General features: G+C 69.0%; 22 protein-coding genes and 1 riboswitch. Of the genes, 9 read left to right on the plus strand and 13 right to left on the minus strand.

Annotation, left to right across the window (positions count from 1 at the left end):
* Window positions 1-77: 77 nt before the first annotated feature.
* The 4 genes from AB0K21_RS27080 to AB0K21_RS27095 form a co-directional block, all read right to left on the minus strand.
* Complete coding sequence (locus tag AB0K21_RS27080; protein ID WP_343972784.1) at window positions 78-1,031, minus strand: hypothetical protein; 954 nt, start codon at window positions 1,029-1,031, stop codon at window positions 78-80.
* A 33-nt stretch (window positions 1,032-1,064) separates the two neighbouring features.
* A complete protein-coding gene (locus AB0K21_RS27085; RefSeq protein WP_343972787.1) occupies window positions 1,065-2,030 on the minus strand; it encodes a lipopolysaccharide kinase InaA family protein in 966 nt (321 codons plus the stop codon).
* Window positions 2,027-2,770, minus strand: a complete 744-nt coding sequence (locus AB0K21_RS27090; protein WP_343972790.1) for an NUDIX domain-containing protein — start codon at window positions 2,768-2,770, stop codon at window positions 2,027-2,029. Before AB0K21_RS27090 ends, AB0K21_RS27085 begins: the two co-directional genes overlap by 4 nt.
* 250 nt (window positions 2,771-3,020) lie before the next feature.
* Window positions 3,021-4,853 carry an acyl-CoA dehydrogenase gene (locus tag AB0K21_RS27095; protein WP_343972793.1) on the minus strand — a complete coding sequence of 611 codons (1,833 nt, stop codon included), beginning with the start codon at window positions 4,851-4,853 and terminating at the stop codon, window positions 3,021-3,023.
* Between the two features lie 182 nt (window positions 4,854-5,035).
* Between AB0K21_RS27095 and AB0K21_RS27100 the strand changes: the two genes are divergently transcribed.
* From AB0K21_RS27100 to AB0K21_RS27110, 3 genes are all read left to right on the plus strand, one after another.
* The gene (locus AB0K21_RS27100) at window positions 5,036-5,821 is read left to right on the plus strand and encodes a class I SAM-dependent methyltransferase (protein WP_343972796.1); all 786 of its coding nucleotides are present in this window, start codon (window positions 5,036-5,038) and stop codon (window positions 5,819-5,821) included.
* Between the two features lie 20 nt (window positions 5,822-5,841).
* Window positions 5,842-5,908: riboswitch (guanidine-III (ykkC-III) riboswitch) on the plus strand.
* Window positions 5,909-5,928: 20 nt separating this feature from the next.
* Window positions 5,929-6,252 carry a multidrug efflux SMR transporter gene (locus tag AB0K21_RS27105; RefSeq protein ID WP_343972798.1) on the plus strand — a complete coding sequence of 108 codons (324 nt, stop codon included), beginning with the start codon at window positions 5,929-5,931 and terminating at the stop codon, window positions 6,250-6,252.
* A 124-nt stretch (window positions 6,253-6,376) separates the two neighbouring features.
* Window positions 6,377-6,748, plus strand: a complete 372-nt coding sequence (locus AB0K21_RS27110) for a VOC family protein (RefSeq protein WP_343972801.1) — start codon at window positions 6,377-6,379, stop codon at window positions 6,746-6,748.
* A 128-nt stretch (window positions 6,749-6,876) separates the two neighbouring features.
* Here AB0K21_RS27110 and AB0K21_RS27115 read toward each other — a convergent pair whose 3' ends face one another.
* The 3 genes from AB0K21_RS27115 to AB0K21_RS27125 form a co-directional block, all read right to left on the minus strand.
* The gene (locus tag AB0K21_RS27115) at window positions 6,877-7,341 is read right to left on the minus strand and encodes a hypothetical protein (protein ID WP_343972804.1); all 465 of its coding nucleotides are present in this window, start codon (window positions 7,339-7,341) and stop codon (window positions 6,877-6,879) included.
* Window positions 7,341-8,696: an RNA-guided endonuclease IscB gene (iscB, locus tag AB0K21_RS27120; protein ID WP_364154311.1), complete on the minus strand. Its 1,356-nt coding sequence runs from the start codon at window positions 8,694-8,696 to the stop codon at window positions 7,341-7,343. Before iscB ends, AB0K21_RS27115 begins: the two co-directional genes overlap by 1 nt.
* A 726-nt stretch (window positions 8,697-9,422) precedes the next feature.
* Window positions 9,423-9,650 (minus strand): hypothetical protein, encoded by a 228-nt coding sequence (locus tag AB0K21_RS27125; protein ID WP_343972810.1) that lies wholly within the window; start codon window positions 9,648-9,650, stop codon window positions 9,423-9,425.
* A 184-nt stretch (window positions 9,651-9,834) separates the two neighbouring features.
* On the opposite strand from AB0K21_RS27125, the gene AB0K21_RS27130 reads away from it, so the two are divergent.
* The 4 genes from AB0K21_RS27130 (at window position 9,835) to AB0K21_RS27145 (ending at window position 11,777) form a co-directional block, all read left to right on the plus strand.
* Window positions 9,835-9,999: a hypothetical protein gene (locus tag AB0K21_RS27130; RefSeq protein WP_343972813.1), complete on the plus strand. Its 165-nt coding sequence runs from the start codon at window positions 9,835-9,837 to the stop codon at window positions 9,997-9,999.
* The gene (locus AB0K21_RS27135; RefSeq protein WP_343972816.1) at window positions 9,996-10,493 is read left to right on the plus strand and encodes a DUF6879 family protein; all 498 of its coding nucleotides are present in this window, start codon (window positions 9,996-9,998) and stop codon (window positions 10,491-10,493) included. The genes AB0K21_RS27130 and AB0K21_RS27135 overlap by 4 nt, the downstream gene beginning before the upstream one ends.
* Entirely contained in the window at window positions 10,486-11,307 is an 822-nt protein-coding gene (locus AB0K21_RS27140) for a helix-turn-helix transcriptional regulator (RefSeq protein ID WP_343972819.1), read from the plus strand. The genes AB0K21_RS27135 and AB0K21_RS27140 overlap by 8 nt, the downstream gene beginning before the upstream one ends.
* 113 nt (window positions 11,308-11,420) lie before the next feature.
* Window positions 11,421-11,777, plus strand: coding sequence for a MazG nucleotide pyrophosphohydrolase domain-containing protein (locus tag AB0K21_RS27145; protein ID WP_343972822.1), 357 nt, complete (start codon window positions 11,421-11,423; stop codon window positions 11,775-11,777).
* 68 nt (window positions 11,778-11,845) lie between these two features.
* Here AB0K21_RS27145 and AB0K21_RS27150 read toward each other — a convergent pair whose 3' ends face one another.
* A complete protein-coding gene (locus AB0K21_RS27150; protein WP_343972825.1) occupies window positions 11,846-12,070 on the minus strand; it encodes a hypothetical protein in 225 nt (74 codons plus the stop codon).
* A 1,104-nt stretch (window positions 12,071-13,174) separates the two neighbouring features.
* On the opposite strand from AB0K21_RS27150, the gene AB0K21_RS27155 reads away from it, so the two are divergent.
* The gene (locus AB0K21_RS27155) at window positions 13,175-13,624 is read left to right on the plus strand and encodes a GNAT family N-acetyltransferase (RefSeq protein WP_343972863.1); all 450 of its coding nucleotides are present in this window, start codon (window positions 13,175-13,177) and stop codon (window positions 13,622-13,624) included.
* 34 nt (window positions 13,625-13,658) lie between these two features.
* Here the strand turns inward: AB0K21_RS27155 and AB0K21_RS27160 are convergent, their stop codons facing one another.
* Genes AB0K21_RS27160 through AB0K21_RS27170 form a run of 3 tightly spaced genes read right to left on the minus strand, consistent with a single transcriptional unit; the run spans window position 13,659 to window position 19,045 of the window.
* Entirely contained in the window at window positions 13,659-15,674 is a 2,016-nt protein-coding gene (locus AB0K21_RS27160; protein ID WP_364154317.1) for a molybdopterin oxidoreductase family protein, read from the minus strand.
* A gap of 36 nt (window positions 15,675-15,710) precedes the next feature.
* A complete protein-coding gene (locus AB0K21_RS27165) occupies window positions 15,711-17,381 on the minus strand; it encodes a M28 family metallopeptidase (protein WP_364154320.1) in 1,671 nt (556 codons plus the stop codon).
* A 29-nt stretch (window positions 17,382-17,410) separates the two neighbouring features.
* The gene (locus AB0K21_RS27170; RefSeq protein WP_364154323.1) at window positions 17,411-19,045 is read right to left on the minus strand and encodes a M28 family peptidase; all 1,635 of its coding nucleotides are present in this window, start codon (window positions 19,043-19,045) and stop codon (window positions 17,411-17,413) included.
* Between the two features lie 479 nt (window positions 19,046-19,524).
* On the opposite strand from AB0K21_RS27170, the gene AB0K21_RS27175 reads away from it, so the two are divergent.
* Window positions 19,525-21,951, plus strand: a complete 2,427-nt coding sequence (locus AB0K21_RS27175; protein WP_343972837.1) for a lysylphosphatidylglycerol synthase transmembrane domain-containing protein — start codon at window positions 19,525-19,527, stop codon at window positions 21,949-21,951.
* Between the two features lie 57 nt (window positions 21,952-22,008).
* On the opposite strand, the gene mgrA is transcribed toward AB0K21_RS27175, so the two are convergent.
* Both mgrA and AB0K21_RS27185 read right to left on the minus strand, forming a co-directional pair.
* Entirely contained in the window at window positions 22,009-23,037 is a 1,029-nt protein-coding gene (gene mgrA, locus AB0K21_RS27180) for an L-glyceraldehyde 3-phosphate reductase (RefSeq protein ID WP_343972840.1), read from the minus strand.
* Window positions 23,034-25,094: a S9 family peptidase gene (locus AB0K21_RS27185; RefSeq protein ID WP_343972844.1), complete on the minus strand. Its 2,061-nt coding sequence runs from the start codon at window positions 25,092-25,094 to the stop codon at window positions 23,034-23,036. Before AB0K21_RS27185 ends, mgrA begins: the two co-directional genes overlap by 4 nt.
* Window positions 25,095-25,707: the final 613 nt, after the last annotated feature.

Consider the following 25,707-nt stretch of genomic DNA (forward strand, 5'->3'; position numbering starts at 1 on the left):
GCCGGACAGGGGCCGTTTCCCTTCGTGGTGGCACTCCCCGCCGCTTTCGCGGTGGCCGCCGCACGGCGGGGAGGTCTTCAGAGCCGCGTCACGCCGCTGTCGCCGCCCAGGTCGAGGCCGTCGGCGACCACGAGCGTGCCGCGGTCGAGTTTGGCGAGGGCCCTGCTCACGGCGGTCCCGGCGGTCGAACCGAGCTCGTCGAGGTCGTCCAGCCCCTCCCGCAGATCGATGGCGTCCTCGCCGAGACCGACGGTGAGCGCGATGGTCTCGCAGACGGCGTCGAGGTCGTCCAGCTCCAGCACGTTCTGGCCGAGCAGTTCGCGCCAGGCGGCCAGCACCCGGCCGTCCCTGGCGTGGCTCGTCCCCGCCGGAAGGATGTAGTAGACGTCGTAGACCCTGGTCAGCTCGGCGACGATCTCCCTGGTCGGGATGTCCTGCTGGAGCCGGTCGCCGATGACGCTCTCGACCTCGCGCCGCTTGACCTGGGGGTAGGGAAGCTCGTCGCCGATGATGAACAGGTAGCCTCTGCGGCCCCGCTTCTCGAAGCAGTCGATCGAGGTGTGCCTGGCCATGAAGTACATCGCCAGCTCGTACGACTCGCTCATCTGGCCGCCGCCCCCGCCCTCCAGCAGGACCTTGCCCAGTTGCTCGTCCATCCGGTTGTCGGATTCGAACTGGCCGATCTGCAGTGGGGCCCGGTCGCAGGTGGCGTCGCCGATCGCGCCGAAGAGGATCTGCGGGTCGGTGGCGTAGCCCTTGCGGAGCAGCAGGCCGAGCAGGTCGGGCAGCTTGCTCTGGAGGGTCCGGGGCACCCCGCCCATCGAGCCGGTCACGTCGAACAGCACGGCCACGGCGAGGGAGTCGGGGTGTTCGGCGGAGTCGCGGCTCTCGCGGAGCACCCCGTGCGGGTCGAGGTCGGGGTGTGTGGAGCGGGCGCCGCCGTCGCTGTAGGCGAAGGCGCTTGAGCCCTTGGCCGCGCGGTAGCTCGCGGCGGCGGAGTAGACGTCGGTGGACCAGATTCCGCTTCCCACGGGGGATCTCCTCGGATCAGGGATGGCACGTTCTCAAAGGTGCAGTGGCCGGTACTTCCTCGGCCCGTACAGGTCGTCGAGCAGGTCGTCGAGTTCCCCCAGGAGCCGCCACGCGTCGCCGGGCGGGCTCAGCAGGCTGCCCCGGACGAAGCGTTTGATCGGAGTGGGGGCCCGGTCGCCCATGAGGGCGGCCACGGAGCGGGTGGCGAGGTGGATGTCGGTGGCGGGGGTGGCGGGTTTCCTGGCCAGGACCTCCGGCGGGTAGTCGTCGCGGTGCCTGGTCACCAGGGCGGTGATCGGGGTGCCGAGCGGCACCGACTGGCTCCAGTCGACGAGCACCAGGCCGTGGTCGATCGGGTGGACGAGGACGTGGTGCCCGAACACCGCGCCGTGCACGACCCCCGCCCGGTGGGCCGCGCCGACGGCGACCAGCAGCCGCCGCCAGATCCACGCCGCGTCCCTCGCGTCGAGCACCGGCCGCCGCCGCCTGACCTCGTCCAGGCTCACGAACCCGTCGGGCGCCCGGCTGATCACGTTGGCCAGCCGCTCGACACCGTCACGGCGGTGCCGGAACGAATCCACCAGGCGCGGCACGTACGGCAGGAGCAGCGGGTCGCCGTCTCGCTCGATCGTCGCCAGGGCGTCCGCCTCGCGGCGCATGAGGTCGTTGTCCGCGTGGCTGCGCGGGAGCTTGAGCAGCGTGTCCGGGCCACTCTCGTAGAGCACGGCCGAGGCGCCCCGCCGGAAGACGCCCCCGATCCGGTAGGTCCCCCGCCCGGTGGTGATCACCGTCTCCGCGGCCGGTCCCGGGGTCCCGCCACGGGCCGCCCACAGCTCCGCCAGCCTGGCGAACGCCTCGGCGGCCTCGGCTCCCGGCGCGAGGTCGGGATGGAGCAGCCTCGCCAGCCTCCGGTACGCCCGGTGCGAAGCGTCCCCGCCGAACAGGTCGTCGGGGGTGCGGGCGGCGGTCACCAGCGCGATCGCCTCGGCCGTGGTCATCTGATCTGCTCCTCCCTGGCGGGCCGTAGCAGGGCGGGGTGCAGGAGCCGTGCGTCGCCGGCCCGGTAGAGCTTGGCCCGGGGACCGCCCCTGACCCCGCCGCTCTCGGTGGTCTCGCCGGTGCTCTCCACGAAACCGGGCACCGACAGGATCTTGCGGTGGAAGTTGCCCGCGTGCAGCGGCACGCCCCAGACCGTCTCGTAGACACCGCGCAGCTCGGAGATCGTGAACGTCTCACCGGCGAACGCGGTGGCCAGCGGGGTGTACTCCAGCTTGCCGCGTGCCCGCTCCAGCCCGTGCGCCAGGATGCGATCGTGGTCGAAGGCGAGCTCCGGCAGTTTGTCGACCGGCTGCCAGGCGGCGTCCGCCGCGTCCGTGCCCGCCAGAGGGTCGGGCAGGTCGGGGGCGAACGCCAGGTAGGAGATCGACACGACCCTCATCCGTGGATCACGGTCGGGCGTCCCGTAGCTGGCGAGCTGTTCGATGTGGACGCGGTCCCCGAGGTTCGAGAGCCCCGTCTCCTCGGCCAGCTCCCGCGCCGCGGCCTGGGGCAGGTCCTCTCCCGGCCGGATGAACCCTCCGGGCAGCGCCCACAGCCCCGCATGGGGTTGCTCGCCCCGCCTGATGAGCAGAACGCGCAACCCGCCCCCGCGAATGGTGAGCGCCACCACGTCGACGGTCACCGCGACCGCCGGGTACACCCGCGGGTCGTAACCCGCCAGAAACTCAGACTCATTCATACATGTCCTTCTCAAGCTGAGACAATCTCAGTATGAGAATAACGTTGGTCAGATGTCAACCACTTCGTCCCCGCGAGGGGGCCGTGCTTCCCGGTCGTCGAGTATCACGGTGGTCAGGTGGCCGCCGGCGCGCGCTCCGGGGCGGCGGACGGCACGGTAACCGCACCGGAAGACCGGGTGACAAGCCACGAGGGGCGACCCTGAGACAGGATCGCCCCTCGCCCGCCTGACCCGGGAGCGGGTGGTCTGCTCAGAAGGCCTCTTCCGGCAGCTCCATCAGGTCCTGGCCGGTGGCCTCCAGCGTGCGGCGCTCGGCGGCGATGCGGGGCAGGACGGTCTGGGCGAAGAACGAGGCCGCGGCGACCTTGCCGGTGTAGAAGGCCTGGTCGTCCCGCGCGGTCTCGGTGGAGCCCAGCGCGGCCAGGGCCACCTCGGCCTGACGCAGCAGCAGCCAGCCGATCACCACGTCGCCCAGCGCGAGCAGGAACCGGGTGGTGTTGAGACCGACCTTGTAGACCTCCTTCGGCGCCTCCAGTGAGCCGATGGCCCAGCCCGCCATGGTGTCGGCCATGCTCTTGACCTCGTCGGCGGCCTCGGCGAGAAGCCTGCGCTCCTCCTTCAGCCGCCCGTTGCCGGCCTCGGAGGCGGCGAAGGCCCTCACGTCGTCGTACAGCGAGCCGAGGGTCACGCCCTGGTTGCGCAGGATCTTGCGGAAGAACAGATCCTGCCCCTGGATCGCGGTGGTGCCCTCGTACAGGGAGTCGATCTTGGCGTCCCTGATGTACTGCTCGATCGGGTAGTCCTGCAGGTAGCCCGAGCCGCCCAGGGTCTGCAGGGAGCGGGCGAGCAGCTCGTAGGAGCGCTCGGAACCGACGCCCTTGACCAGCGGGAGCAGCAGGTCGTTCATCGCCTCGGCGCGGCTGTCCCTGCGGCCCTCGTGCTCGGCGATCAGCACGTCGTCCTGGTAGGTGGCGGTGAGCAGGACCAGCGCCCGCATGCCCTCGGCGTACGACTTCTGCAGCATCAGCTCCCGGCGTACGTCCGGGTGGTGGGTGATGGTCACCCGCGGGGCCGACTTGTCGGCCAGCTGGGTCAGGTCGGCGCCCTGCACCCGGGCCTTGGCGTACTCCAGGGCGTTCAGGTAGCCGGTGGAGAGCGTGGCGATCGCCTTGGTGCCGACCATCATCCGGGCGTGCTCGATGATCATGAACATCTGCTTGATGCCCTCGTGGACCTCGCCGATCAGCGTGCCCACGGCCGGGTGCTTGTCGCCGAAGGTGAGCTCGCAGGTCGTGGAGACCTTCAGGCCCATCTTCTTCTCGACGTTGGTGACGTAGACGCCGTTGCGTTCGCCGAGCTCGCCGGTCTCCAGGTCCACGTGGTACTTCGAGACCAGGAACATCGACAGGCCCTTGGTGCCGGGGCCGTGCCCCTCGGGGCGGGCCAGCACCAGGTGGAAGATGTTGTCGCTTAGGTCGTGCTCGGCGCTGGTGATGAAGCGCTTGACGCCCTCGATGTGCCAGGTGCCGTCGTCCTGCCGTACCGCCTTCGCGCGGCCCGCGCCCACGTCGGAGCCGGCGTCCGGCTCGGTGAGCACCATGGTGGCGCCCCACTGGTTCTCGATGGCCAGCTCGGCGTAGCGCTTCTGCTCCTCGGTGCCGATCGTGTGGAGCACGTGGGCGAAGGCCGGGCCGCTGGAGTACATCCAGATGGCCGGGTTCGAGCCGAGGACCATCTCGGCCAGCGCCCAGCTCACGCTGCTGGGCAGGCCGGGGCCGCCGAGCTCGGCGGGGAGGCTGAGGTTGGTCCAGCCGGCGTCGCGGTAGGCGGCGAAGGACTTCTTGAAGCCCTCCGGCATCGTCACCGAGTTGGCGGCGGGATCGAACACCGGCGGCTTGCGGTCACCCTCCTCGAAGGAGTCGGCGAGCACGCCGGTGGCCAGGCGGTTGACCTCGTCGAGGAGGCTCCGCACCACGTCCTCGTCCAGTTCGGCGTAGAGGCCGGTGCCCAGAATGTCCCGGCGCCCGAATACCTCGAAGAGGTTGAACTCCAGGTCACGGACGTTGCTCTTGTAGTGGCCCATGGGGTCTGCTCCTTGAAACCGGGGGAACCGGAACTTTCCATACTCGCCAGTAACGTTACCGGTAATGCTACCCGCGAGTAACCCCTAGAAAACCGTACTGACTGGGACGTTCGTCACGACATGCGAAGACACCCGCCCCGGCGCCGATCGACCGGCCCCCGAAGCTCTTCTAGGCTCGCCACATGGACGAACAGTGGCGGGCCGACCTCGAACGGTGGAGCATTCCCGAGGAGATCGCGGCCAGGGCACCGGCCGACCCCTGGGGTCACTCGTCGGCGCGGTTCGCCGAGCGCACCGACCGCGCGCTCGCGGCCCCCGAGGGGCCGACGCTGGCGCGGATGGCCGAGGCGCTCCCGCCCGGCGGGAGCGTGCTGGACGTCGGCGCCGGAACCGGGGCGGCCTCCCTGCCGCTCGCTCCCGACCTGGGAGAGCTGATCGCGGTCGACGTCTCCGACGCCATGCTCGCCGAGCTGGCCTCCCGGGCTCACGCGCTGGGCGTCCCCACCCGGTTCTTCCGGGGCCGCTGGCCCGACGTGGCGGCCGAGACGCCGGTCGCGGACGTCGCGGTCGCCGCCCACGTCGTCTACAACGTGCCGGGGTTGGCCGGGTTCCTCGCCGAGCTCACCGGTCACGCCCGGAACCGGGTCGTCCTGGAGCTCACCGGACAACACCCGATGAGCTGGCTCAATCCCCTCTGGCAGCACTTCCACGGCATCACCCGCCCCGGCCGCCCCACGGCCCACGACGTGATCGCCGTCGCCGAGGGGCTCGGGTACGAGGTCCACCACGAGTGGCGCCTGGCCCCGCTGCCCCGCTTCACCCGGCTCGAAGACCTCGCCGAGAGCGCCTGCCGGAGGCTCTGTCTCGGCCGGGAGCGGGCCGACGAGGTCATCGCGGCCGTGATCGAGCTGGACATGTGGCCGGTCCCCCGGGACCGGTGGTTCACGCTCTGGTGGGAATCAAAGTGAGACCCCGCCGCGTTCCACCGATCGAACCCTCAGAAGGGGTGTTCCCGGACGAGACGCGCCGTACCCGGTAGGCAAAGACGACGCTCCTGATCAAAGGAGGAGCTGTCATGGCCTGGGTCGTCATCCTCGTCGCCGGTCTGTTCGAGGTCGCGATGGCGTACTCGCTCAAGCTGAGCAATGGATTCTCGGTGCTGCTGCCGAGCGTCGGCTTCGCCGTCTTCGGCCTGCTCAGCTTCGGCCTGCTCGCGATGGGCCTGAAGAGCCTGGAGGTCGGTACGGCCTATGCCGTCTGGACGGGCGTCGGAGCCGTCGGCACCGCCGTGCTGGGCATCGTCGCCCTCGGCGAGAACGCGTCGGTCCTCAAGATCGCCTCGATCCTGCTCATCATCGCGGGCGTCGTCGGACTCAACCTCGCCGCCGGCGGCCACTGACCGTACGCCTGCCCGAGCACGCCGTACGACGTGATCGGGAGGGGCGGGCACGGGCGACCCCGCTTCGAGCAGGGTCGCCCGAAACCGGCTTGACGGTTTTGATGGTGTCGGGTTGGGTGGGCGCATGATTGTTGTTCAATACGTGACCTTCGACTGTGCCCAGCCGTACGAACTGGCGGCCTTCTGGCGTGACGCCACCGGCGGGGAGTTCCATCCGGAGACGAAGAAGGAGGACGACGAGATCCTCCTGCAGGGTGGCGGGGTGGATCTGCTGTTCATCAAGGTTCCCGAGGGCAAGACCGTCAAGAACCGCCTGCACCTGGATCTCGCCGGCTCGGCGGGCACCACCCGCGACGAGGAGGTCGAGCGCCTGCTCGGGATCGGCGCCAAGGTCTTCGCGGACAGGCGCAACCCCGACGGCACCGGCTGGGTGACGATGCTCGACCCCGAGGGCAACGAGTTCTGCGTCTGCCGCGCCGCACACGAGTACGCCTAGCGGAGCGGCTCTGGGCCCGGTCACTCCGGAGAGGCTCGGCCGGGCCGCGAGCCTCGGCGACCGGCGGCGACCGGCGGTGGCCGACACGAGAACCGGCCGCCCATGGGACCCGGCGATCACCCGAGGGTTCAGCGGCCGCCGGGAAGCGAGGTCTGGCCGCGGCCCTTGAGGGTCAGTGCCAGGACAGCCGTGATCAGGTAGACCACGACCCCGCCCTGCAAGGCGTCCAGCGCCGCGCTGAACACGCCCTCGCCGTCGACGATGAGCTGCACCGGATACATGAGCATCGCGGCACCGAGCGAGGGATAGAGGGCGAACCTCCAGGGATGGCGCAGTGCCCAGAGCCGGGCCTGCCGGGTCACCCGGTCCCCGCTGTTGGGCTTGCCGATCGAGCCGATGGCCGCGATGAGCGAGAACAGCCCGATACCGACCACCATCGCCCAGGTCAGGTCCCCGCCACCGGTGAGCACCCCCATCCCGAAGCTGGCGGCGGTCACCGCGCCGCCGGTCACCGCGGCGGTCTTCCAGGGAGCACCGTGCAGCGCCGCTCCGGCGAGGGACATCTCGTCACGTCGAGTCAGTTCGTCGTTCATCAGATACCTCCAGTGTGGAGACCCCCGCCTTCGGGCGGGGGAGGAAGCGCGGCACGGTGCCGTGTTTCCGGGTGGGTGGTGTAGCCGTAGCCGTCTGCTCGTTGGAGCAGGTGGACGTGGCGGTGGCCGATGCCCTGCACGGTGCCGTGCCGGGTGGTGATGTTGAAACTGCCGGTGCTGCGGACCGCGACGCGGCCGAGGTGGACCCCGGCCTTCTTGCCGCTCGGTACGACGGCGCGGACCAGATCGCCGGTGGCGAACCCCTTGACCTGCTTGGTCCGGGGTAGCCGTAGCCGGGGAAAGCCGTAGCGGTCGGTGCGGGTGCGGGCGTAGGTGCCGCGCCCGGTCGCCTTGACCACCAGGACCGTGGACGGCCAGGTGGTGACGGTCTCCAGGTGGCCGACGTGCAGCGCGTCCAGCGTGTGCGATTTGGCGGCACTGGTGCGTGACCGGTTCCACTTCGTGCGGCCACCGGAGGCGGTGTGAACGGACGGGCCGGCTGTTTCCAGGGCCCGCCACAGCGCCCACCGGGTGGCGTTGACCGCTGCCGCGTCGCGCAGCGGAGCCTTCGCCTGCTTGAGGATCCTCGCCAGCAGGGCGGGCTTGCCCTTGAGGAACACCTCTACCGGGGTGGCGTTCTTGGCCTGGTTACACCGGATGCAGGCCAGGGCGAGGTTGCTGACGCGGTCGGAGCCGCCCCGGCTGCGCGGGTGGATGTGGTCGAGGTTGAGCGGTACGCCACTGGCGCCGCAGTACGCGCACGCCCGCCCCCATTTGGTCAGTAGGTATTCGCGGACCTCGTACCCGGCGAGGGTGCCCTGCTGGTAATCCGTTCCTTCGAGCGGCCGTCCGGCCGACAGGGCGTGGGTGTCGAAGGAGACCTTCTCCACGTGCACGGCGGTGACGGGCGCCCACCGGGTCAGCCGCGCCACCCACGACAAGGTGGTGTCGACGCGGTGTTGCAGGGACGGCGCGAGCCACCCCTGGGGTCTGGTGCGGTTGAGGAACCGGGGGGCGCGGTGACGCAGGTTGCGTGACCTGCGGCCCCGGCGTAGCGCGGCCCGCGCGCTGAGCCTGTCGCGGATCGCTGCTCCTCGGTGGTCGAGCCGGATCGCATACCTCCCTGTCCGGCTTCCGCCGTGGTCGGTGAATACCGCCAGGCCGGTGTGCTTGGAGCCGGGGTCGATGCCGACCTGCACGCCTTCGATGGCCGAGGTCGCCGTATCGCGGTCTTTGAGGCGGATGACGAACGGTGTGTGACGCGCCACCACCGCCCGCCCTGCCGCCAGCAGGCGGCGGGCACGGGCGGGGTGACAGGGGTCGAGCGGGTGGCCGTGCCTGTCGAGGACGAACACGACGGGGTGAACCTCACGGTTCGCTCCCTCGGACGCCGAGGCGTCCTCGGGGTGACGCCGGTGCGGCGGTGCGGCCGGACCGGTCTCCCCTCGCCCATGGTGAACACCAGATACCGCCGCGAGGCGGTGTCCGTGAGCCGTTTCGTGCCCACCCTCGGGCGTGTCTGCTCCCACGGATTCGAGAGCTTGGAGCTGAGGAAGCACCCCAAGGTCGGTCTGCGCTCTTGTGTTCAACGTAGCCATCTGGATCACACCTCCAGTTCGTGACGGCTAGGGCTGGTCAACGCGGGGCCTGTAAAGCGCATCGCCGCGCCTCAAGCCCCCTCCCTCAGGAGGGGGTCGTTGACGCCATCAGACTGCCTCCCGAACCCCCTTGCTCACATCGGGGAGCAACCCTGATTGTCCCCGGGGTTGTCGCACCCCCAGGGCCCCGGGTTAACGAGCGAGTCCTTGAAAGATGGAAAGCCACAGGTCCTCCGCCTGTCGGAAACGCATCGGTGTCGTTCGTTCGATGATCAACCCGTCGGCCGCCTTGATTGTGCGCTGGATGGCGAAGCTGCCACCGGCCTGGCCGAACTCGTAGTAGACGTTCCGGCACGAGCATGTGAAGGACCGGATACGGAGGTCGACTGTTGCCCAGTGCGTTGAAGGCCACCAGTCAATCTGCTTGTATCCGGCGAATGGGCGGCCGAGGTGGTGTCCGGTGCATGCGGGCCCCGTCATGGCCTATTCGGAGGAGGGCGTGCGGAGGACCTGGAGGAGGAGGGTCGCCTGGTCACTGGTGAGCATCCAGACGATGTGGTCGTCGGCCTTGGGGTGGAGCCTCGGAGGGATAAGTCCGGAAACCCAGCTCGGACGCTTCCTGGAGACGATTCCCTGCCAGACGTCGCCGAGCTGTCTGGCGGTGGCCTGGGTCCACTCGATCTCTTCGCGCTTGTAGTCGGGCGTTTTCATGGAGCCTCTCCCGTGGGACGGGGTGTTGGTATGCCTAGCCTATGCTTAAGTATGCCTCTCTCGTGAGGCGTCTTCCGTGAGAGAACGCCGAGGTGGCAGGAAAGTTGGAGTCATCACTTGCATGCTTATGCCCGCCTGGCTAGCTTGAAGAGGCATACATCGGCAACACCACTGGAGGACAGGCATGCAACTGGTCCAGCTGCGCGGATGTGAGGGCGACGACTGCCCCAAGGTGTTCAAGACCGATCGGGGAACCTACGTCGTGCAGGGCGAGGTGTTCAACGCGATCACCACGCCGGACGGTGAGATGGCGGTCGAGGTCCCTGCCGAGATACTGCGCGGCCTGTGATCACTGCCAACCTGGGCGAGCTGTTCGCCTCCTCGACCCGCGATGTGTTCCGGTTGGAAGTCCGGCAGGCGTACAAGGTCGTCGGTGAGGAGGCGCGGCTCGCCGCGTGGAGGTCCGGAGCCCTCTGGCCCGACGCGGTCACGCCCTGGCAGGAGCGGCTTAAGCTGCTGATCCCCAGAGGCGTCCGGATGCGGCGCGTCCATGTGGTGGAGCTGCCATTGAGCGAGTACGTCCGGTGGGAGATGGAAAGCTATGCCAGAAACTCGACGTTCGGCGAGGAGATTCGGCTCGTCGAGCACGAGCGGGCGCCCGAAGGCGTTCCGGCCACGGATTTCTGGCTGTTCGACGAGAGCACGGTCGTGCTCATGCACTACAACGATGAGGGCGAGTTGACCGGACGGGAGCTGCACCAGGGCGATGCGCGGGCATATGTCCTCGCTCGTGATCTTGTCTGGCAGGCGGCTCGACCGCTGGCATCATGGCGGGATGGATGATTACCGGTCACGCCAGCTCCGCCAGTTCGGTGGGCGTATGCGCGAGCTTCGCGAGGCCGCAGGCATAAGCGGCAAGCGTCTCGCGGCGACGGCCGGAGTCACACAGCCGACCATCTCCAAGATCGAGACTGGGAAGATGCTGCCCTCGGTCGAGATGGTCACCCGGTTGGCCGAGGCCATCGGGCTGGACTCCGAGACGCGGGAGGATCTGCTCGAAGAGCTGACGCGGATCAGCACCGACATCGCGACATGGCGAAGGTCCGGAGGTCGGGGAGAGGCCAAGCAGACGATGTTGGCTGAGCGGGAGCGGGCCACGGCGTTACGCCGGTCGTTTCATCCGGCGGTGGTTCCCGGCCTGCTCCAGACCGCCGAGTACGCACGGCAGATCTTCGTCAGGAGCATGTTCCTCAGCGAGGAGGAGATGTCGCGGGCGGTGGCGGCTCGGATGGAACGCCAGACCCTGCTCTATTCCTCCGATCACCGGTTCGAGTTCCTCATCACCGAGGCCGCCCTGAGGGTGCGACTCGGTCCTGCGGCGGTGATGCGCGCACAGCTCGATCGGCTGGCGAACCTTTCCACGCTGACCAACGTCCGGCTCGGCATCGTGCCCTGGGCGGCGGAGCTGCCTCGCGTCGCCCTGCACGGCTTCGCGATCTTCGACGAGCAGCGGGTGGCGGTGGAGACCTACACGTCCGAGCTGACCCTGACGGACTCGCGCGACGTGGAGACGTACGTCCGGCTGTTCGAGGATCTGTCCACGGTCGCCCTGTTCGACGACGACGCCCGGACGATTCTTGGGCAGCTCGCAGAGTAGGGGCGGATATCGGCGCGACGTGGTCCGGAAGGTCTTCGGCGCTCTGGTGCCTCGCTGCTCGCGGTTGCCTGCGTCGCCCCACGGGGGTGAAGGCAAGGCCTACGCTGGCGTCCATGGATGGATCACCGGCGCGCCTGGTTCGAGAGTTCCACGAGAAGATCGGGCTTCCCCTTTCCGACGCCCCCGGCCTGCCTCCCGTGGAACTGGCCCGCCTGCGGCAGAAGTTTCTCGACGAGGAGGTTGCCGAGGTGACGCAGGCCGCCGAGGCGGGCGATCTGGCCGGTGTCGCGCACGAGCTGGCCGACGTGGTCTACGTCGCGTACGGCACCGCCCTGACCTACGGGATCGACCTGGACGCCGTCATCGCCGAGGTCCACCGGGCAAACATGACCAAGTCCGGCACCAAGGGTGGCAAGGCCATGAAGGGGCCGGGGTTCGTGCCCCCGGACCTGTCCGGCATCGTGCCCTGAACCCCTGCCAGAACCTTGAACTTCGAAAGGGCCACCGGTCGAGTGACCTCCCGGTGGCCCCGTCGCGTTCAGGCGTCGCCGTCCTTGGTGTCGTCGCCCTCGTCCTTGCCAGAGAAGATCGCCCCGTACCAGTTACCGAGCCGATCCAGGACCTCCAACACCCAGTCGCGCCTCTCCTTGCCGAAGAGGATGGCGACCACGAGAGCCGGGACGAACGCGACGACTACCACCAGCAGTGGCAGCGCCAGCATGGCGGCGAGCAGGACTCGCAACCACAGAGGAAATTTGGACATACCCATCCTTGCCGATCGAGAGGGCCACGGAGCGAGGGGCCGAGGCGCTCAAGTCGTTCGCCGCCTCCACGGGTGTGGCGACGGGTCACGCATTGGCTTGGGTCGGTATGGCTTGGAACGGGTTGGCTATCGGCATCAGGTGCGCCGAGTCGCATAGCAGTCGGCCAACATGCGCCGACCGTTAACGCGAGGCTACTGGTCGAGAGCTTCAGGTGTCCGGGATTCAGACCGACTTGTCCCTCGGCGCGCGGGGCTGGGCCACTTGAGCGGGCTTGGAATACTCTCAGGGAGGGGTGGACGTCTTGGGCAGCTCTGCGGCCTGCTGGAGGCTAGGCGGTTCCGGCCTTCGCCAGCGGGCGGGCACCTTGACGACCCCTTGGAGGACTGCTGCCGCTCCGGCTCCATGCGCCAAGAAGTTCGTGGGCGAGAGCGTCATGGGTGGATCGATCGCCAACCTGGCAGTGCTGATCAAGAGCACGATCCACCCTGCAAGGTGGACAAGCTGACGAACCAGTTTCACCATCTGATCGGTCAGACCGGTGGCAGCCTTAACGATCTTGGAAAGCTTGTCCAGCTTCCGGACGAGTTCCGGCTGTCTTGGCCTGCCCACGGATACACCTCTCTCCAAAGGATCTTTAATCCTTTAGAGGGGCGTTCGCGTCCTCACTTATATCGACATCCGCCGCTACCGTCCAATCACAGTGAGCTACGTTCGGCTTTACCTGCAACTACCTGCAATGAGCCCAGCTTGGAGACGAGTAACACAAACAAACTGTCGTACGGGAAGGGCGCGTCGGCGGGGGCTCTGCGACAAACGCCTTCAGGCACACTCGTTGCGCCGCTCAGGCGGCCAGAACGAACGGTAGGGCTCCCCTGTGACCAACCGAGTAGAATTCCTCGGTAGTCATTGCGTCAGGCCACCACCAGCAGCTCGAACGGGATTCGGAAAGCAGTGGATACAGCAGCCGGCGGAGCGACCCTGATTGTTCCCCTACCCGTCGTCTCCCCCCGGTGATAGGCGAGATCTCCCTCCGGAGGTCTCCGCGAGGGGCGTCCAGGCCGTCATGGAGGAGTACGGCGGTGTTCCGGGATAGGTTGGCCGCCATGCCGGTGAACTTCCGTATCGCCCGTGCCGAGGATGTTCCGCTCATCGTGGCCATGCTCGCCGACGACACCGTCGCGGCCGCCCGCCAGGGAGCCTACGGCGAGGAGCATCGTGCCGCCTTCGAGGTCATCGACGCCGACCCCGCCAACGAGCTGATCGTCGCGGAGCTGGACGGTGAGGTCGTGGGCACCATGCAGCTCACCTACATTCCCGGCATCTCCCGCCGGGGTGCCCTCCGGATGCAGATCGAGGCGGTCAGGATCGCCTCGGAGCTGCGCGGGCGGGGTCTGGGCCGCACGATGATGGAATGGGCCGTCGAGCGCGGACGTGCCCGGGGCTGCGCCCTGGTCCAGCTCACCACGGACAGGACCCGCGTGGACGCCCACCGCTTCTACGACTCCCTCGGCTTCGTCGCGTCCCACGAGGGTTACAAACTCGCGCTGACCTGATCGCCAGGGTCCGGCGTCGAGGTGATCTGTCCGGTCACTCGGCGGCGCGCGGGCCGATCTCGACCAGGTTGTCGTGGTAGACGGCGCCACGGCCCATGTCGGCGTCGCGGGCCTCCACCACGGCGTTCACGGTCGCGCCCCCCGAGCTCAGCTTGCGCCAGTGCCCCTTGGTGGACGCGATCACGCCCGGCCGGACCCGCTCGCTGATCTCGACCACGGCCTCGAACTCGCCTCCGTCGTTGAACACCCGGGCCCGCTGCCCGTCGCTCAGCCCCCTCGGTGCGGCATCGCCGGGGTTCACCAGGACCCGCGGGCCCTTCGAACGCCGCAGCAACTCGGGGTTGTTGCCGAAGATGGTGTTGAGGAAGGTGTGGGAGGCGGGGGTGATGAGCGTCAGCGGGTACGGTCCCGGCGCGGCCGAGGCCGTGCGCGGCGGGACGTAGGCGGGTCCCGCGCCGAACTCCATCCGGCCCGAGGGCGTCGGGAAACCCTCGGTGAACGGCACGAACGGCCGCGGCACGTTGAGGCGGACCCAGCCCTCCTTGCGCAGCCGGTCGAGCGTGACGCCGTCGAGCGACGGATGGCCCGAGGAGAGCAGCTGCTCGGCCAGTTCCAGGTCGGAGTCGTACAGGGACGGCTCGGTGAGGCCCATGTGCCGCGCCAGGCGGCGGAAGGTCTCGGTGGTGGACAGGCACTCGCCCGGCGGCTCGACCGCGGGTGAGTTCCACATCAGGTACATGTGCCCGTAGCCCGCGTGCAGGTCGGCGTGCTCGATCTGCATGGTGGCGGGGAGCACGATGTCGGCGTGGTCGACGGTGTCGGTCGGGAACTGCTCCATCACGACGGTGAACAGGTCCTCGCGCGTCAGCCTCTCGCGGATCCGGTTCTGGTCGGAGGTGGAACTCATCGGGTTGGCCCCGTACACCCACAGGCACTTCACCGAATCGTCCAGCTGATCGGCCAGCCGGGTCATGGTGAGGGTGCGGACCGGCCGGGCGAGCAGGTCCTCGCGGGTGTCGATGTTCAGGTGGATGTGCCCGCTGGTGGAGTACGCGATCCCGCCGCCGGGGTGGCGCCAGTCGCCGGTCACGCCGGGGATGGCGGCGATCGTGCGCATCGCGGTGCCGCCACCGGCGTGCCGCTGCACGCCCATGGTGGCCCGGATGCCGGTGGGCCGGGTACGCGCCAGCCGTACCCCCAGGGCCCGGATGTCGGACTCGGCCAGCCCGGTGATCTCCGCCACACGTGCCGGAGGGTGGCGCAGGATCTCCTCGCGGAGGTTCTCCCAGCCGGTCGTGTGGTTCTCCAGGTAGTCGCGGTCCTCGGCCCCCTCGGCGAGCACGACGTTCATCAGCCCCAGGGCGAGGGCCGCGTCGGTGCCGGGCCTGATCGGCAGGTGCTCGTCGGCCTGCTCGGCGGTGCGGGTCCGGATCGGGTCGATCGCCACCACGTGCGCCCCCGCCGCGCGGGCGTCCTGGATGAACTTCCACAGGTGGTGCCCGCTGGTCAGCGTGTTCGTGCCCCACAGCAGGATGAGCCGGGACAGGGCGAACGTCTCCGGATCCATCCCGCCCGGCGTGCCGTAGATCTGTCGCAGCCCGGAGTTGCCGGCCGCCGAGCAGATGTTCAGAAAGTGCCTCGACGCGCCGAGCGCGTTCCAGAACCGCCGCCCGGCCACCCCCTCGGCCCCCTGGAGGTACCCCAGCGTGCCGGTGCCCAGGTAGGGCCAGATCGCCTCGCCGCCGTGCTCGTCGACGATGCCGCGCAGCCGTACGGAGATCTCCTCCAGGGCCTCGTCCCAGCTGATCCGCTCGAACCTGCCGGACCCCTTGGGGCCGGTCCGGCGCATCGGGTACAGGATGCGGTCGGACGCCCGGGTGTGCTCCAGGTAGCGGTTGACCTTCACGCAGAGCGCGCCGCGGGTGTAGGGATGGTCAGGGTTGCCGCGCATCTTGACGGCCTCGCCGTCCTGGACGGTCACCACCCAGGAGCACGTGTCGGGGCAGTCAAGCGGGCACGCCCCCAGCACTCGAAGTTCGTCTGACGACATGCCCCCGACTGTAGCCGCGCCCAGGGAGCGCGGGTGTCACCGGAGTAGCCCCGGAGGCTCGTGCCGGTGGTCGTGTCCCAGCCCTCCTCCGGCTCTCGGCGCTCCGATTCTCGGTCCTTTGATTCCCGGTCCTCCGGCGGGGCCGGGAGCGACGGGATCGCCGGGGAGATCGCGAGCGTACGCGTAGGCGTGCGCCGCCGCGGCGATCGCGGAGGCGTTCACCTCCAGCGCCCCGTCGTCGACGTTGGCGAGGGTGTCGCAGGCCTGGTGGTAGCACCTGTCGTAGGGTGCCCAGGCTGTGCCGCCGAACTTCTCGGCCTCCTCGGCGGACTTGATGCCCTCGGCGCCGGTGAACAGCCCGCCCGCGGCGATGCCCGCCTTGATGAACGGGCCGTAGTCGGAGCGGCCGGTGAAGTCGGCGTCCTGGTGCGGCTTGCCCACGGCGTCGAAGTACGACTGGAAGAGCTTCTCGATCCGGTCGGAACCGGCAGGTGGACGCGTGTCCAGGCCCGTGTCGGAGTTGTCGCCGTCGTAGATCCCCAGGACGTGGTTCGGCGAGGCGATCATGTCGAAGTTCAGGTACAACTTGATCTTCGCCCGCTCCGCCGCCGAGAGATGGGCCACGTAGTGGGTGGAACCGAGCAGGCCCAGCTCCTCCGCGCCCCAGAAGGCGAAGCGCAGCCTGTTCCTCGTCCGCAGGTCCTTCGCCGCCAGCGCCGTCTCCAGGACGCCCGCGGTCCCGGAGCCGTTGTCGTTGATGCCGGGTCCGGCCATGACACTGTCCAGGTGGGCGCCGAGCATGACCACCCGGTCCGGGTCGCCCTGGCGGCTTTCGGCGATGACGTTGCGTGTCCTGCGGTCGGGGTCGCTCTCGGCGTCCACCGCGAGCGTCGCGATCGTTCCCGGCGCCGACAGCTCCCTGCCGGCCGCGAAGGTGGCCCCGACGATCGGGATCTTGATGCCGGAGGTGTTGACCGAGCCTCGCAGCAGAATCCTGCGGTCGGCGAGGGCCTCGCCCGGCTGCCCCTCGTTGAAGATGACCACCCCGGACGCACCGGCCGCCTGGGCCCGCTCCGCCTTGACCTGGAAGCTGCAGGAGCCACGCTGGATCAGGGCGATGTTCCCCCGGACGAACCCCTTGAAGTCACTCACCTCGCATCCGGAGGTGGAGTTCGGGTTCGGGGCCGGTGGCAGCACCAGGTCCACGCCCTGCACCGGAGCCGTGACCTTCCCCGAGCCGGAGTACGTCATCGTGTGGAAGTCGACGCCGGGCAGGTACCCGCCGGCCACGGGGGACGATCGCGCCAGCACCGGAGCCTTCCGCTCATGGAAGAAGGGGATTTCGAACTCCTGCAGGGTGACCTGGTATCCGGCGGAGCGAAGTCTGTCCGCGACGTAGGCGACCGAGGCCTCGTGGCCGGGGGTGGCCGCGGCCCGGGTACCGCCGTTGGCATTGGCGATCTCCTGGAGCCTTTCCAGGTGCCGCCTGACGGACGCGAGCTTGATCGACCGCCCGAACGCCTTTGCGGCCGGCGACAGGGGGCTCTCCGGAGGCGGTTCCGACGGGCCGTGGGCACCTGTGTCCACCGGCGCGGAGGCGACGAGCCCGGGCGGGGGCGCGGCCCAGGCCGTGTTGACGACGGGCGGGATCGTGACCGAGGCGATGGTGACGGCGGCCAGCACTCTCCCGAAGGCACGTGGACTCACGTCAGGCTCCTCTGACATCGGGGACGGCGTTAGTTGGGAACATCGGTGGCGACGGGGGGACCGCCGGATCCCGGGGCGGAGCCACCGGGCAGGTCGTCGGCTCGGGCGTAGACGAACGCCGCTGTCGCGATCGCGCCGCTGTTCAGCCCCAGGGCGGTGTCGCTGATGTTGACGATCGTGTCGCACCTGAGGTGGTAGCAGGGGTCGTAGGCGACTCCCGCCCGGCCCCCGAAGAGCACGGCCTCCTTGGCGGTCTTGATGTCGACGGTGCCGGTGAACAGCCCGCCCGAGGGGATGCCCGACGCGGCGAAGGGGCCGTACTCGGAGCGGATGGCGGTGTCGACGCTTCTGTACGGCCGGCCTGTCTCCGCGAAGTACGACTCGAAGAGCTTCTCGATCCGGTCCGAGCCGGGAGGCCCCGCGGGGGCGCCTGCCCCGTCGGAGTCGTCTCCGTCGTAGATCCCCAGGACGTAGTTCGGTGAGGCGATCACGTCGAAGTTCAGATAGAGCCTGATGTTCGCCTTCTCCGTGGGAGAGAGCCCGGCCAGGTAGTGCTCGGAACCGCGCAGACCGAACTCGTGGCAGCTCCAGAAGGCGAAGCGCAGCTTGTTCCGTGCCCGCAGGTCCTTCGCCGCCAGCGCCGTCTCCAGGATGCTCGCGACCCCGGAGCCGTTGTCGTTGATGCCGGGGCCGTCCGGGACGCTGTCCAGGTGGGCGCCGAGCATGACGACCCTGTTCGGGTCGCCCCAGTCGCTCTCGGCGATGATGTTGCGCGTCGCGCGACGGGGGTCGCTCTCGGTGTCGGTGACGAGGGTCACGATCGTTCCCCGCGCCGACAGCTCCCTGCCGACCGCGTAGGTGGTGGAGACGACCGGAAGCTTCACGGTTGGGGCGTCGAGGGAACCGTGCAGCAGGCCCCTGCGGTCGTCGGCTCCCTCGCCGGCCTGGCCCTCGTTGAAGATGATCACCCCGGACGCGCCGGCCGCCCTGGCCCGCTCCGCCTTGGTCTGAAAGCTGCAGCCACCACGCTGGATCAACGCGATGCCGCCCCGGACGAACCTCGCGAAGTCCCGCGCCTGGCAACCGGAGGTCGAGCTCGGCTTCGGAGTCGGCGGCAGGGTGAGGTCCACCCCCTGAACCCGTGCCCTGACGTTCCCCGAGCCGGAGTACGTCACGGTCCTGAAATCGGTGTTGTTGATGTACGGCTTGGCGACATTCGAAATGATCCGCCGGAACAGCGGAAACGTGACGTTGCGGAAGAAGGGGAAGGTGAACTCCTGCAGGGTGACCCGGTAGCCGGCGGCGCGGAGCCAGTCGGCGACGTAGGTGACCGAGGCGTTGTGGCCGGGGGTTCCCGAGGCCCGGGTGTCGCCGTTGTCGTCGGCGATCTCCTGGAGCCTTTCCAGATGCCGCTTGGCGCGTACGACCTTGATCGACTGCCCGAACGCCCTGGCCTCCGGGGTTATCGGGGAGTCCGCGGGGGGTGGGGCCGATGATCCGGGAAGGCCTCCCACCGGCCCGCCGGGTGCCGGTGCGGATGTCGCGGGAAAGGATGTTCCCGAAGCCGGTGCCGCGCCGGCCGTCACGGCGGAGACGATGGGCAGGGCCATGGCGGAGGCTGTGGTGATCGCGACCACCATTCCCCTGGAGGCGCGAGTGCTCATGCGAAACCCCTCAACGTGCATGGAGCGCCCGCGCTCCCGGGAAGGCGCTGAGAGGCGACCGCGACGAGGCGTTCCCGCTCCCCGGACGCGGCCCTGCGGGCTGCGGGCGAGGATCGGGACATGACGGTCAGCCTTCCAGTCCCGCACCCGCTAAATCCAGTATTCCCGCAGCTAGAAGGGTCAATTCTCGATCTCGGGCAGGTACGCTGTGCTCGCTCCGCCGTCCTCGCCGCGGAGGGGATTTCGCGCGAGGCGGACGTCCACGATCTCTTCGAGACCACATCCGGCCGGCCCGCTCGCCGGCCGGGGCGCCATACGGTGTCACCGTGTGGCCTCGTTTTCTGATTTCAGCCACCAAGATGGAAGTCGGACTGTCAAGACTGTCGAAAGCCATCGACACGCGTGCGGCTCCGATTGTGGACACTGGGGGAGAAGGTCGGTGACGCAGCTGTAATGCGGAACATGCAGAATCACTGGCGGTGACGGAAATCAAGGAGCTGGACGAGACGCCGTCCGACGACGGCACACGGCCGGCGACGGACGGCGATCTGACCGTGCGCGTCATCGAACCGCTGCTTCCCCAGCGGATCCGTCGCCCCTCGGACCTGCTGCGGTTCCTGGCGACCCTGCTCGGGCTGGTGGCCGTCATCCTGCTCGCCCTCGTCGCGCAGAAGACCCTGAACGGTCTGGAGGGCGACGTCGCCGACGGCACCAGCCGGGCGCCGTTCCTGCTCAGCGGCCTGGCCGGGGTGCTGAGCGCCTCGGCCATGCTCGGCGTGCCCATCGCCTTCGCCATCGAGCGGGTGCTGCACCGCGACGGCCTCCGGGTGGCCGAGGGGCTCTTCGCGGCCATCGCCGGGATGGTGCTCTCCTTCGTGCTCGGCGAGTGGATCGTGCACGCCGGGCCCGAGGACCTGAGGCTCCTGATGACCGGAGGCAGAGCCGGAGTCGAGCCGGTCAACACGCTGCTCACCCCGATCATCGCCTACGTCACCGCGGTGCGCATATCCCGCCGCCCCACCTGGCGGGCGGCCCTGTGGAGCGCGGTCGCGCTCAACGCCGTCGCCCTGTTCGCCGGGCTCGCCGCCACCCTCCTCGGCATCGTCGTCTCCATCCTGGTCGGCCTGGCCGTCGGCTACGCCACCCTGTACGGCGTGGGCAGCCCCAACACCCGCCCTCCGGGCAGTGCGGTCGTCGGCGTGCTTCGCAAGCTGGGTTTCGCCCCGGTCAAGGCACATCGGCTCGACGACGACTATCAGGGCAGCCGCCGCTACGCCGTCGAGCTCAGGAACGGCAACCGCCTCGACGTCACGGTCCTCGACCGGGACCGCCAGGTGGCCGGGGTGCTCTACCGCATCTGGCGGCGCATCCGGCTCAACTCCGAGACCCGCCGCAAGGCCATCCGCTCGCTCCGCGCCGAGCTGGAGCGCGAGGCCCTGATGGCGTACGCCGCGCAGGCGGCGGGAGTGAGCACCCCCCGGCTCGTCGGTACCAGCGAGATCGGTACGGAGGCCGCGCTGCTCGCCTACGAGCACATTCCCACCCGCGCGCTGGACGACATCCCCGACGAGGAGATCGACGACAACCTGCTCGCCCAGATCTGGGAGCAGGTCCTGCTGCTGCAGGTCCAGCGGCTCGCCCACCGGCGGCTGACCGGTGACAGCATCCATGTCGACCGCGAGGGCCGGGTCATCCTCACCGACGCCCGCAGCGGCGAGATCGCCGCCGGTGATCTGCTGCTCCGCCTGGACATCGCCCAGCTGCTCACCTACCTCAGCCTCCGCGTCGGAGCCCGGCGGGCGGTCAACGCCGCCGCGGCCGGAGCCGGGCACGGCCTGCTCGCCGACGCGCTCCCGCTGCTCCAGCGGATCGCGCTGACCCGCGAGACCAGGGCGGCGCTCAGCAAGAACAAGGGGCTGCTCACCGAGATCCGCGAGCGGATCGTCGAGCTCACGCCCAGGGCCGAGGCCGAGGAGGTGCGCCTGGAGCGCTTCCGCCCCAGGACCCTGATCACCATCATCGGCACCGCGTTCGCCGCGTACTTCCTGGTCTACTACCTGACGCAGATCAACCTCAACATGATCACGTCGGCCAAGTGGAGCTGGACCGGCGTGGCACTGGTCGCCGCGATGATGAGCTACGTCGCCGCCGCCTTGATGCTGATGGGCTTCGTACCGGAGAAACTGCCGCTCGGCCGTACCGTGCTCGTCCAGTTCGCCGGGTCGTTCGTCAAGCTCGTCGCGCCCGCCGCGGTGAGCGGGGTCGCGATCAACACCCGCTACCTGCAGAAACGCGGCATCCCTCTGGGGCAGGCGGTGGCCAGCGTGGGTGCCTCCCAGCTCATCGGGCTGGCATTCCACATCGCGCTGCTCCTGCTGTTCGCCTACATCACCGGTTCCAACACCGCCTCGTCGTTCACCCCGTCGCGCACGCTCGTGCTGACGCTGCTGGCGGTGGCCGTGGTGGTGCTGATCATCGTGAGTGTGCCGCGGCTGCGCCGCATGATCACCGCGCGGCTCCGCTCGCTGTTCTCCGGCGTCATCCCGCGCCTGCTCGACGTCCTCCAGTCGCCCCGGAAGATCATCGAGGGCTTCAGCGGCACCCTGATGCTCACCCTGTTCTTCGTGCTCTGCCTGGACGCCTGCGTCCGCGCCTTCGGCGGCTCCCTCAACTTCGCCGCCGTCGCCATCGTCTTCCTCGCGGGCAACGCCATCGGCTCGGCGGCCCCCACCCCCGGCGGCCTCGGCGCCGTCGAGCTGTCCCTGTCGGTCGGCCTGACCCTCTCCGGCCTGCCCGGTGAGGTGGCGACCTCGGCGGTGCTGCTGTTCCGGCTGCTGACCTTCTGGCTGCCGGTCCTGCCCGGCTGGGCCTCGTTCGCGCACCTGCAGCGGCAGGAGGCGCTCTAGCCCTGTCCCGCGTCCCGGAAGGACCGCCGGGTACCCGGCGGTCCTTCTCATGGACGGTCAGGCCTCGCTGGACCTGGCCCAGAGGTTGATGCCCGCCTCGACCGCGTCCTTGTCGATCGCCGCGAGCTCCGCGGCGTCGAACGACGTGTTCTGCACGGCCGCGAGGCTGTCCTCCAGCTGCGCCACGCTGCTCGCGCCGATCAGCACCGACGTGACGCGCCGGTCGCGCAGAGCCCAGGCCAGCGCCATCTGCGCCAGCGACTGGCCGCGACCGGCCGCGATCTCGTTCAGGGCGCGGATGTGCCGCATCGTCTCCTCGGCGAGCATCTCCAGAGCGAGGGAGCGCCCCAGCGAGGCCCGCGACCCCTCGGGGACCCCGTCCAGGTAGCGGTCGGTCAGCATGCCCTGCGCCAGCGGGGAGAACGCGATGCAGCCCACGCCCTCCTCCTCCAGGACGTCCAGCAGCCCGCCCTCGATCCACCGGTTCAGCATCGAGTACGAGGGCTGGTGGATCAGCAGCGGCGTGCCCATCTCCCGCAGCAGCCGCGCGGCCTCCGCGGTGTGCTCGGGCGAGTAGGACGAGATGCCCGCGTACAGCGCCTTGCCGGACCGGACCGCGTGGTCCAGCGCGCCCATCGTCTCCTCCAGCGGGGTGTCCGGGTCGAACCGGTGGCTGTAGAAGATGTCGACGTAGTCGAGCCCCATCCGCTCCAGCGACCGGTCCAGGCTGGACAGCAGGTACTTGCGCGACCCCCACTCGCCGTACGGACCGGGCCACATGTCGTAGCCCGCCTTGGTGGAGATGACCAGCTCGTCCCGGTACGGTGCGAAGTCCTCGCGGAAGTGCCGCCCGAAGTTGGTCTCCGCGGACCCGGGCGGCGGACCGTAGTTGTTGGCCAGGTCGAAGTGGGTCACTCCCAGGTCGAAGGCCCTGCGCAGGATGGCCCGCTGGGTCTCGAAGGGCTTGTCGTCACCGAAGTTGTGCCAGAGCCCAAGCGAGACGGCGGGCAGCTTGAGCCCGCTCTTGCCGACCCTGTTGTACGGCTGGCGTCCGTCGTACCTGTCATCTGCCGCGATGTATGTCACTGGGTCACCTTGGTCGTGTCGAGAATCCAGGAGAGGGTGAAGGCCTCCTCGCGCCAGGAGTCGTACCTGCCGCTGCGGCCGCCGTGCCCGGCGCCCATCTCCGTCTTGAGCAGGAACGGCCCGCCGTCCGCGACGTCGCGGAGCTTCGCGACCCACTTGGCGGGCTCGTGGTAGAAGACCCGGGTGTCGTTGAGACTGGTGATCGCCAGAATCGGCGGGTAGACCCGGCCGTCCACGTTCTCGTACGGCGTGTACGACTTCATGTACGCGTACACCTCGGGATTGTGCAGCGGGTCGCCCCACTCGTCCCACTCGATCACGGTCAGCGGCAGTGAGGGGTCGAGGATCGTGTTCAGCGCGTCCACGAACGGCACCTCCGCCACCACACCCGCGAAGATCTCGGGCGCGAGGTTGGCGACCGCGCCCATCAGCAGCCCGCCCGCCGATCCGCCCCTGGCGACGATCGCGCTCGACCAGCCGGTGGCCGAGAGGTGCTCGGCGGCGGCCACGAAGTCGGTGAAGGTGTTCTTCTTCTTCTGGAACTTGCCGTTCTCGTACCAGTGGCGGCCCATCTCGCCGCCGCCCCTGACGTGCGCCACGGCGAAGACGAAGCCCCGGTCGAGCAGGCTGAGCCTGGCGACGGAGAACGAGGGATCGATCGAGATCTCGTAGCTGCCGTAGCCGTAGAGCACCGTGGGGGCCGGCCGCGGAGTGCCCTTTCTCATCACGATCGAGATCGGGACGCGGGTGCCGTCGGACGCGGTCGCCCACTCGCGGAACTGCTCGTATTCGGTGGGATCGTAGCCGCCGAGCACGACCTTCTGTTTCAGCAGGACCAGCTCGCGCGCCGCCAGGTCGTAGTCGTAGACCGACGGCGGGGTGACCATGCTGGTGTAGCCGAGCCGCAGCCGCCCCGTGACGAACTCCGGGTTGCCCGACGGGGCCACGTCGTAGATCGGCTCGGGGAAGGAGATCTCGTACGCCTCCCCGGCACGGGGCAGGATGCGGATGCCGGTGAGCCCGTCCCGGCGGAAGTGCACGACGGTGTGGCCCTCGAAGGCGTCGACGTCGAGCAGCCGGGTGTCGGCGCGGTGCTCGATCAGCGGAGTCCAGTCGCCGGGGGCGTCCAGCGGCGCGGTGGCCAGCTCGAAGTTCTCCGCGTTCCGGTTGTGCAGGACCAGGAAGTGGTCGCCCGCGTGGTCGACGCCGTACTCGACGCCGGTCTCCCGGGGCCGGACGACGCGGAACTCGCCGGCGGGGTCGTCGGCCTCCAGGACGCGGACCTCGCTGGTGATCTTGCTGCCGGAGGAGAGCACCAGGTAACGCTCGCTCCGGCTGAGCCCGATGCCGACCCAGAACCGCTCGTCGGCCTCCTCGTGGACGAGCGTGTCCTCCTTGGCGGGACTGCCGATCGTGTGCCGGTGCACCTGGTTGGGCCGCCAGGCCTCGTCGACGGTGGTGTAGAAGAACGTCGTGCCGTCGGCGGACCAGGCGCCGCCGTAGAAGATGCCGGGGATCTCGTCGGGGAGGGTCTCGCCGGTGGCGAGGTTCTTCACCTTCAGGGTGAAGCGCTCGTCGCCGGTGAAGTTGGTGGAGTAGGCCAGCAGGGTGCCGTCGGGACTGACCGAGCTGGTGCCGATCGAGAAGAAGTCGGAGTCTCCGGCGAGCTCGTTGCCGTCGAGCAGGATCTCCTCACCGGGAAGCGACTCGCCGGCTTTCAACTCGGGCGGGGTCTCGCCGTCCGCCGCCACCCGGCACTGGATGCCGTACTGCTTGCCCTCCTCGGTCCGCGAGTAGTACCACCAACCGCCCTTGCGGGTGGGGACCGAGAGGTCGGTCTCCAGGGTGCGTCCCTTGATCTCCTGGAAGAGCGTCTCCTGCAGGGGCTTGAGGTGGGCGGTCGCCTCCTGCGTGTAGGCGTTCTCCGCCTCCAGGTAGGCGACCACCTCCGGGTCGTCCTTTACCGTCAGCCACGCGTAGTCATCGACCACGGTGTCCCCGTGGTGCACGCGCTCGCTGGGAACCTTCTTCGCCGTCGGCGGCGTCTGGCTGCTCACTCAGCCGAGTCTATGTTTCCGCCGGTCCCCGTTCGGATCACTCGCCCGGTCGGGTCGATCGGCCTTGATCCACCTCGGCCTGCCTCGACGCGCCGGGGCCCGCGCTGCTCGCGAGCCGGGCTCGGCCCCTCCGGTCGGCCCAAGGTTTCCTCGTACGGGGTTCGCCGTTACGTTCCGAGCGCTCTTGGAGGACTGCTAATCTTTTGGAGTCGGCAGGGTCCGACGCAAACCACTCTAATCACTCCGGTGACTTCCGTATGGCTTGTGTCGTGTCCGCTGACAATCCCTTTGAAACCCAAGGTTCCGGAGATCGGTTCGCAGAGCCGCTCAGGTGCTGGTAAGTTTGAGGGGTTGCTCTGGAAACGGAGCCGCCGAATTCCAGCAAGACCTGCAAGATCAAGTCAATCGATTCAAAACGAGCCGGTTTGACACGAAAAAGCGGGCCTGAAAGAATAACGGCACAACGAAAGAACAGCACGAAAACGAACCGCCCCTGGTTCTCCGGCCAAAACCAGCCGGGACGACGGTGTACGCGTCCGTTTCTTGAGAACTCAACAGTGTGTTAAAAGCCAGTGCATGAAGCACAACCCTGTCCAACCTGCCTCCTTTGCGG

It is taken from the genome of Streptosporangium sp. NPDC049248, from assembly GCF_040678965.1.
GTDB classification, from domain to species: domain Bacteria; phylum Actinomycetota; class Actinomycetes; order Streptosporangiales; family Streptosporangiaceae; genus Streptosporangium; species Streptosporangium fukuiense.

Coding starts and splice junctions, on each gene's coding strand:
- AB0K21_RS27085 (WP_343972787.1), bottom strand. CDS start 2,030: ATGACCACGGCCGAGGCGATCGCGCTGGTGACCGCCGCCCGCACCCCC.
- AB0K21_RS27090 (WP_343972790.1), bottom strand. CDS start 2,770: ATGAATGAGTCTGAGTTTCTGGCGGGTTACGACCCGCGGGTGTACCCG.
- AB0K21_RS27095 (WP_343972793.1), bottom strand. CDS start 4,853: ATGGGCCACTACAAGAGCAACGTCCGTGACCTGGAGTTCAACCTCTTC.
- AB0K21_RS27100 (WP_343972796.1), top strand. CDS start 5,036: ATGGACGAACAGTGGCGGGCCGACCTCGAACGGTGGAGCATTCCCGAG.
- AB0K21_RS27105 (WP_343972798.1), top strand. CDS start 5,929: ATGGCCTGGGTCGTCATCCTCGTCGCCGGTCTGTTCGAGGTCGCGATG.
- AB0K21_RS27110 (WP_343972801.1), top strand. CDS start 6,377: ATGATTGTTGTTCAATACGTGACCTTCGACTGTGCCCAGCCGTACGAA.
- AB0K21_RS27115 (WP_343972804.1), bottom strand. CDS start 7,341: ATGAACGACGAACTGACTCGACGTGACGAGATGTCCCTCGCCGGAGCG.
- AB0K21_RS27125 (WP_343972810.1), bottom strand. CDS start 9,650: ATGAAAACGCCCGACTACAAGCGCGAAGAGATCGAGTGGACCCAGGCC.
- AB0K21_RS27130 (WP_343972813.1), top strand. CDS start 9,835: ATGCAACTGGTCCAGCTGCGCGGATGTGAGGGCGACGACTGCCCCAAG.
- AB0K21_RS27140 (WP_343972819.1), top strand. CDS start 10,486: ATGGATGATTACCGGTCACGCCAGCTCCGCCAGTTCGGTGGGCGTATG.
- AB0K21_RS27145 (WP_343972822.1), top strand. CDS start 11,421: ATGGATGGATCACCGGCGCGCCTGGTTCGAGAGTTCCACGAGAAGATC.
- AB0K21_RS27150 (WP_343972825.1), bottom strand. CDS start 12,070: ATGTCCAAATTTCCTCTGTGGTTGCGAGTCCTGCTCGCCGCCATGCTG.
- AB0K21_RS27155 (WP_343972863.1), top strand. CDS start 13,175: ATGCCGGTGAACTTCCGTATCGCCCGTGCCGAGGATGTTCCGCTCATC.
- AB0K21_RS27160 (WP_364154317.1), bottom strand. CDS start 15,674: ATGTCGTCAGACGAACTTCGAGTGCTGGGGGCGTGCCCGCTTGACTGC.
- AB0K21_RS27170 (WP_364154323.1), bottom strand. CDS start 19,045: ATGAGCACTCGCGCCTCCAGGGGAATGGTGGTCGCGATCACCACAGCC.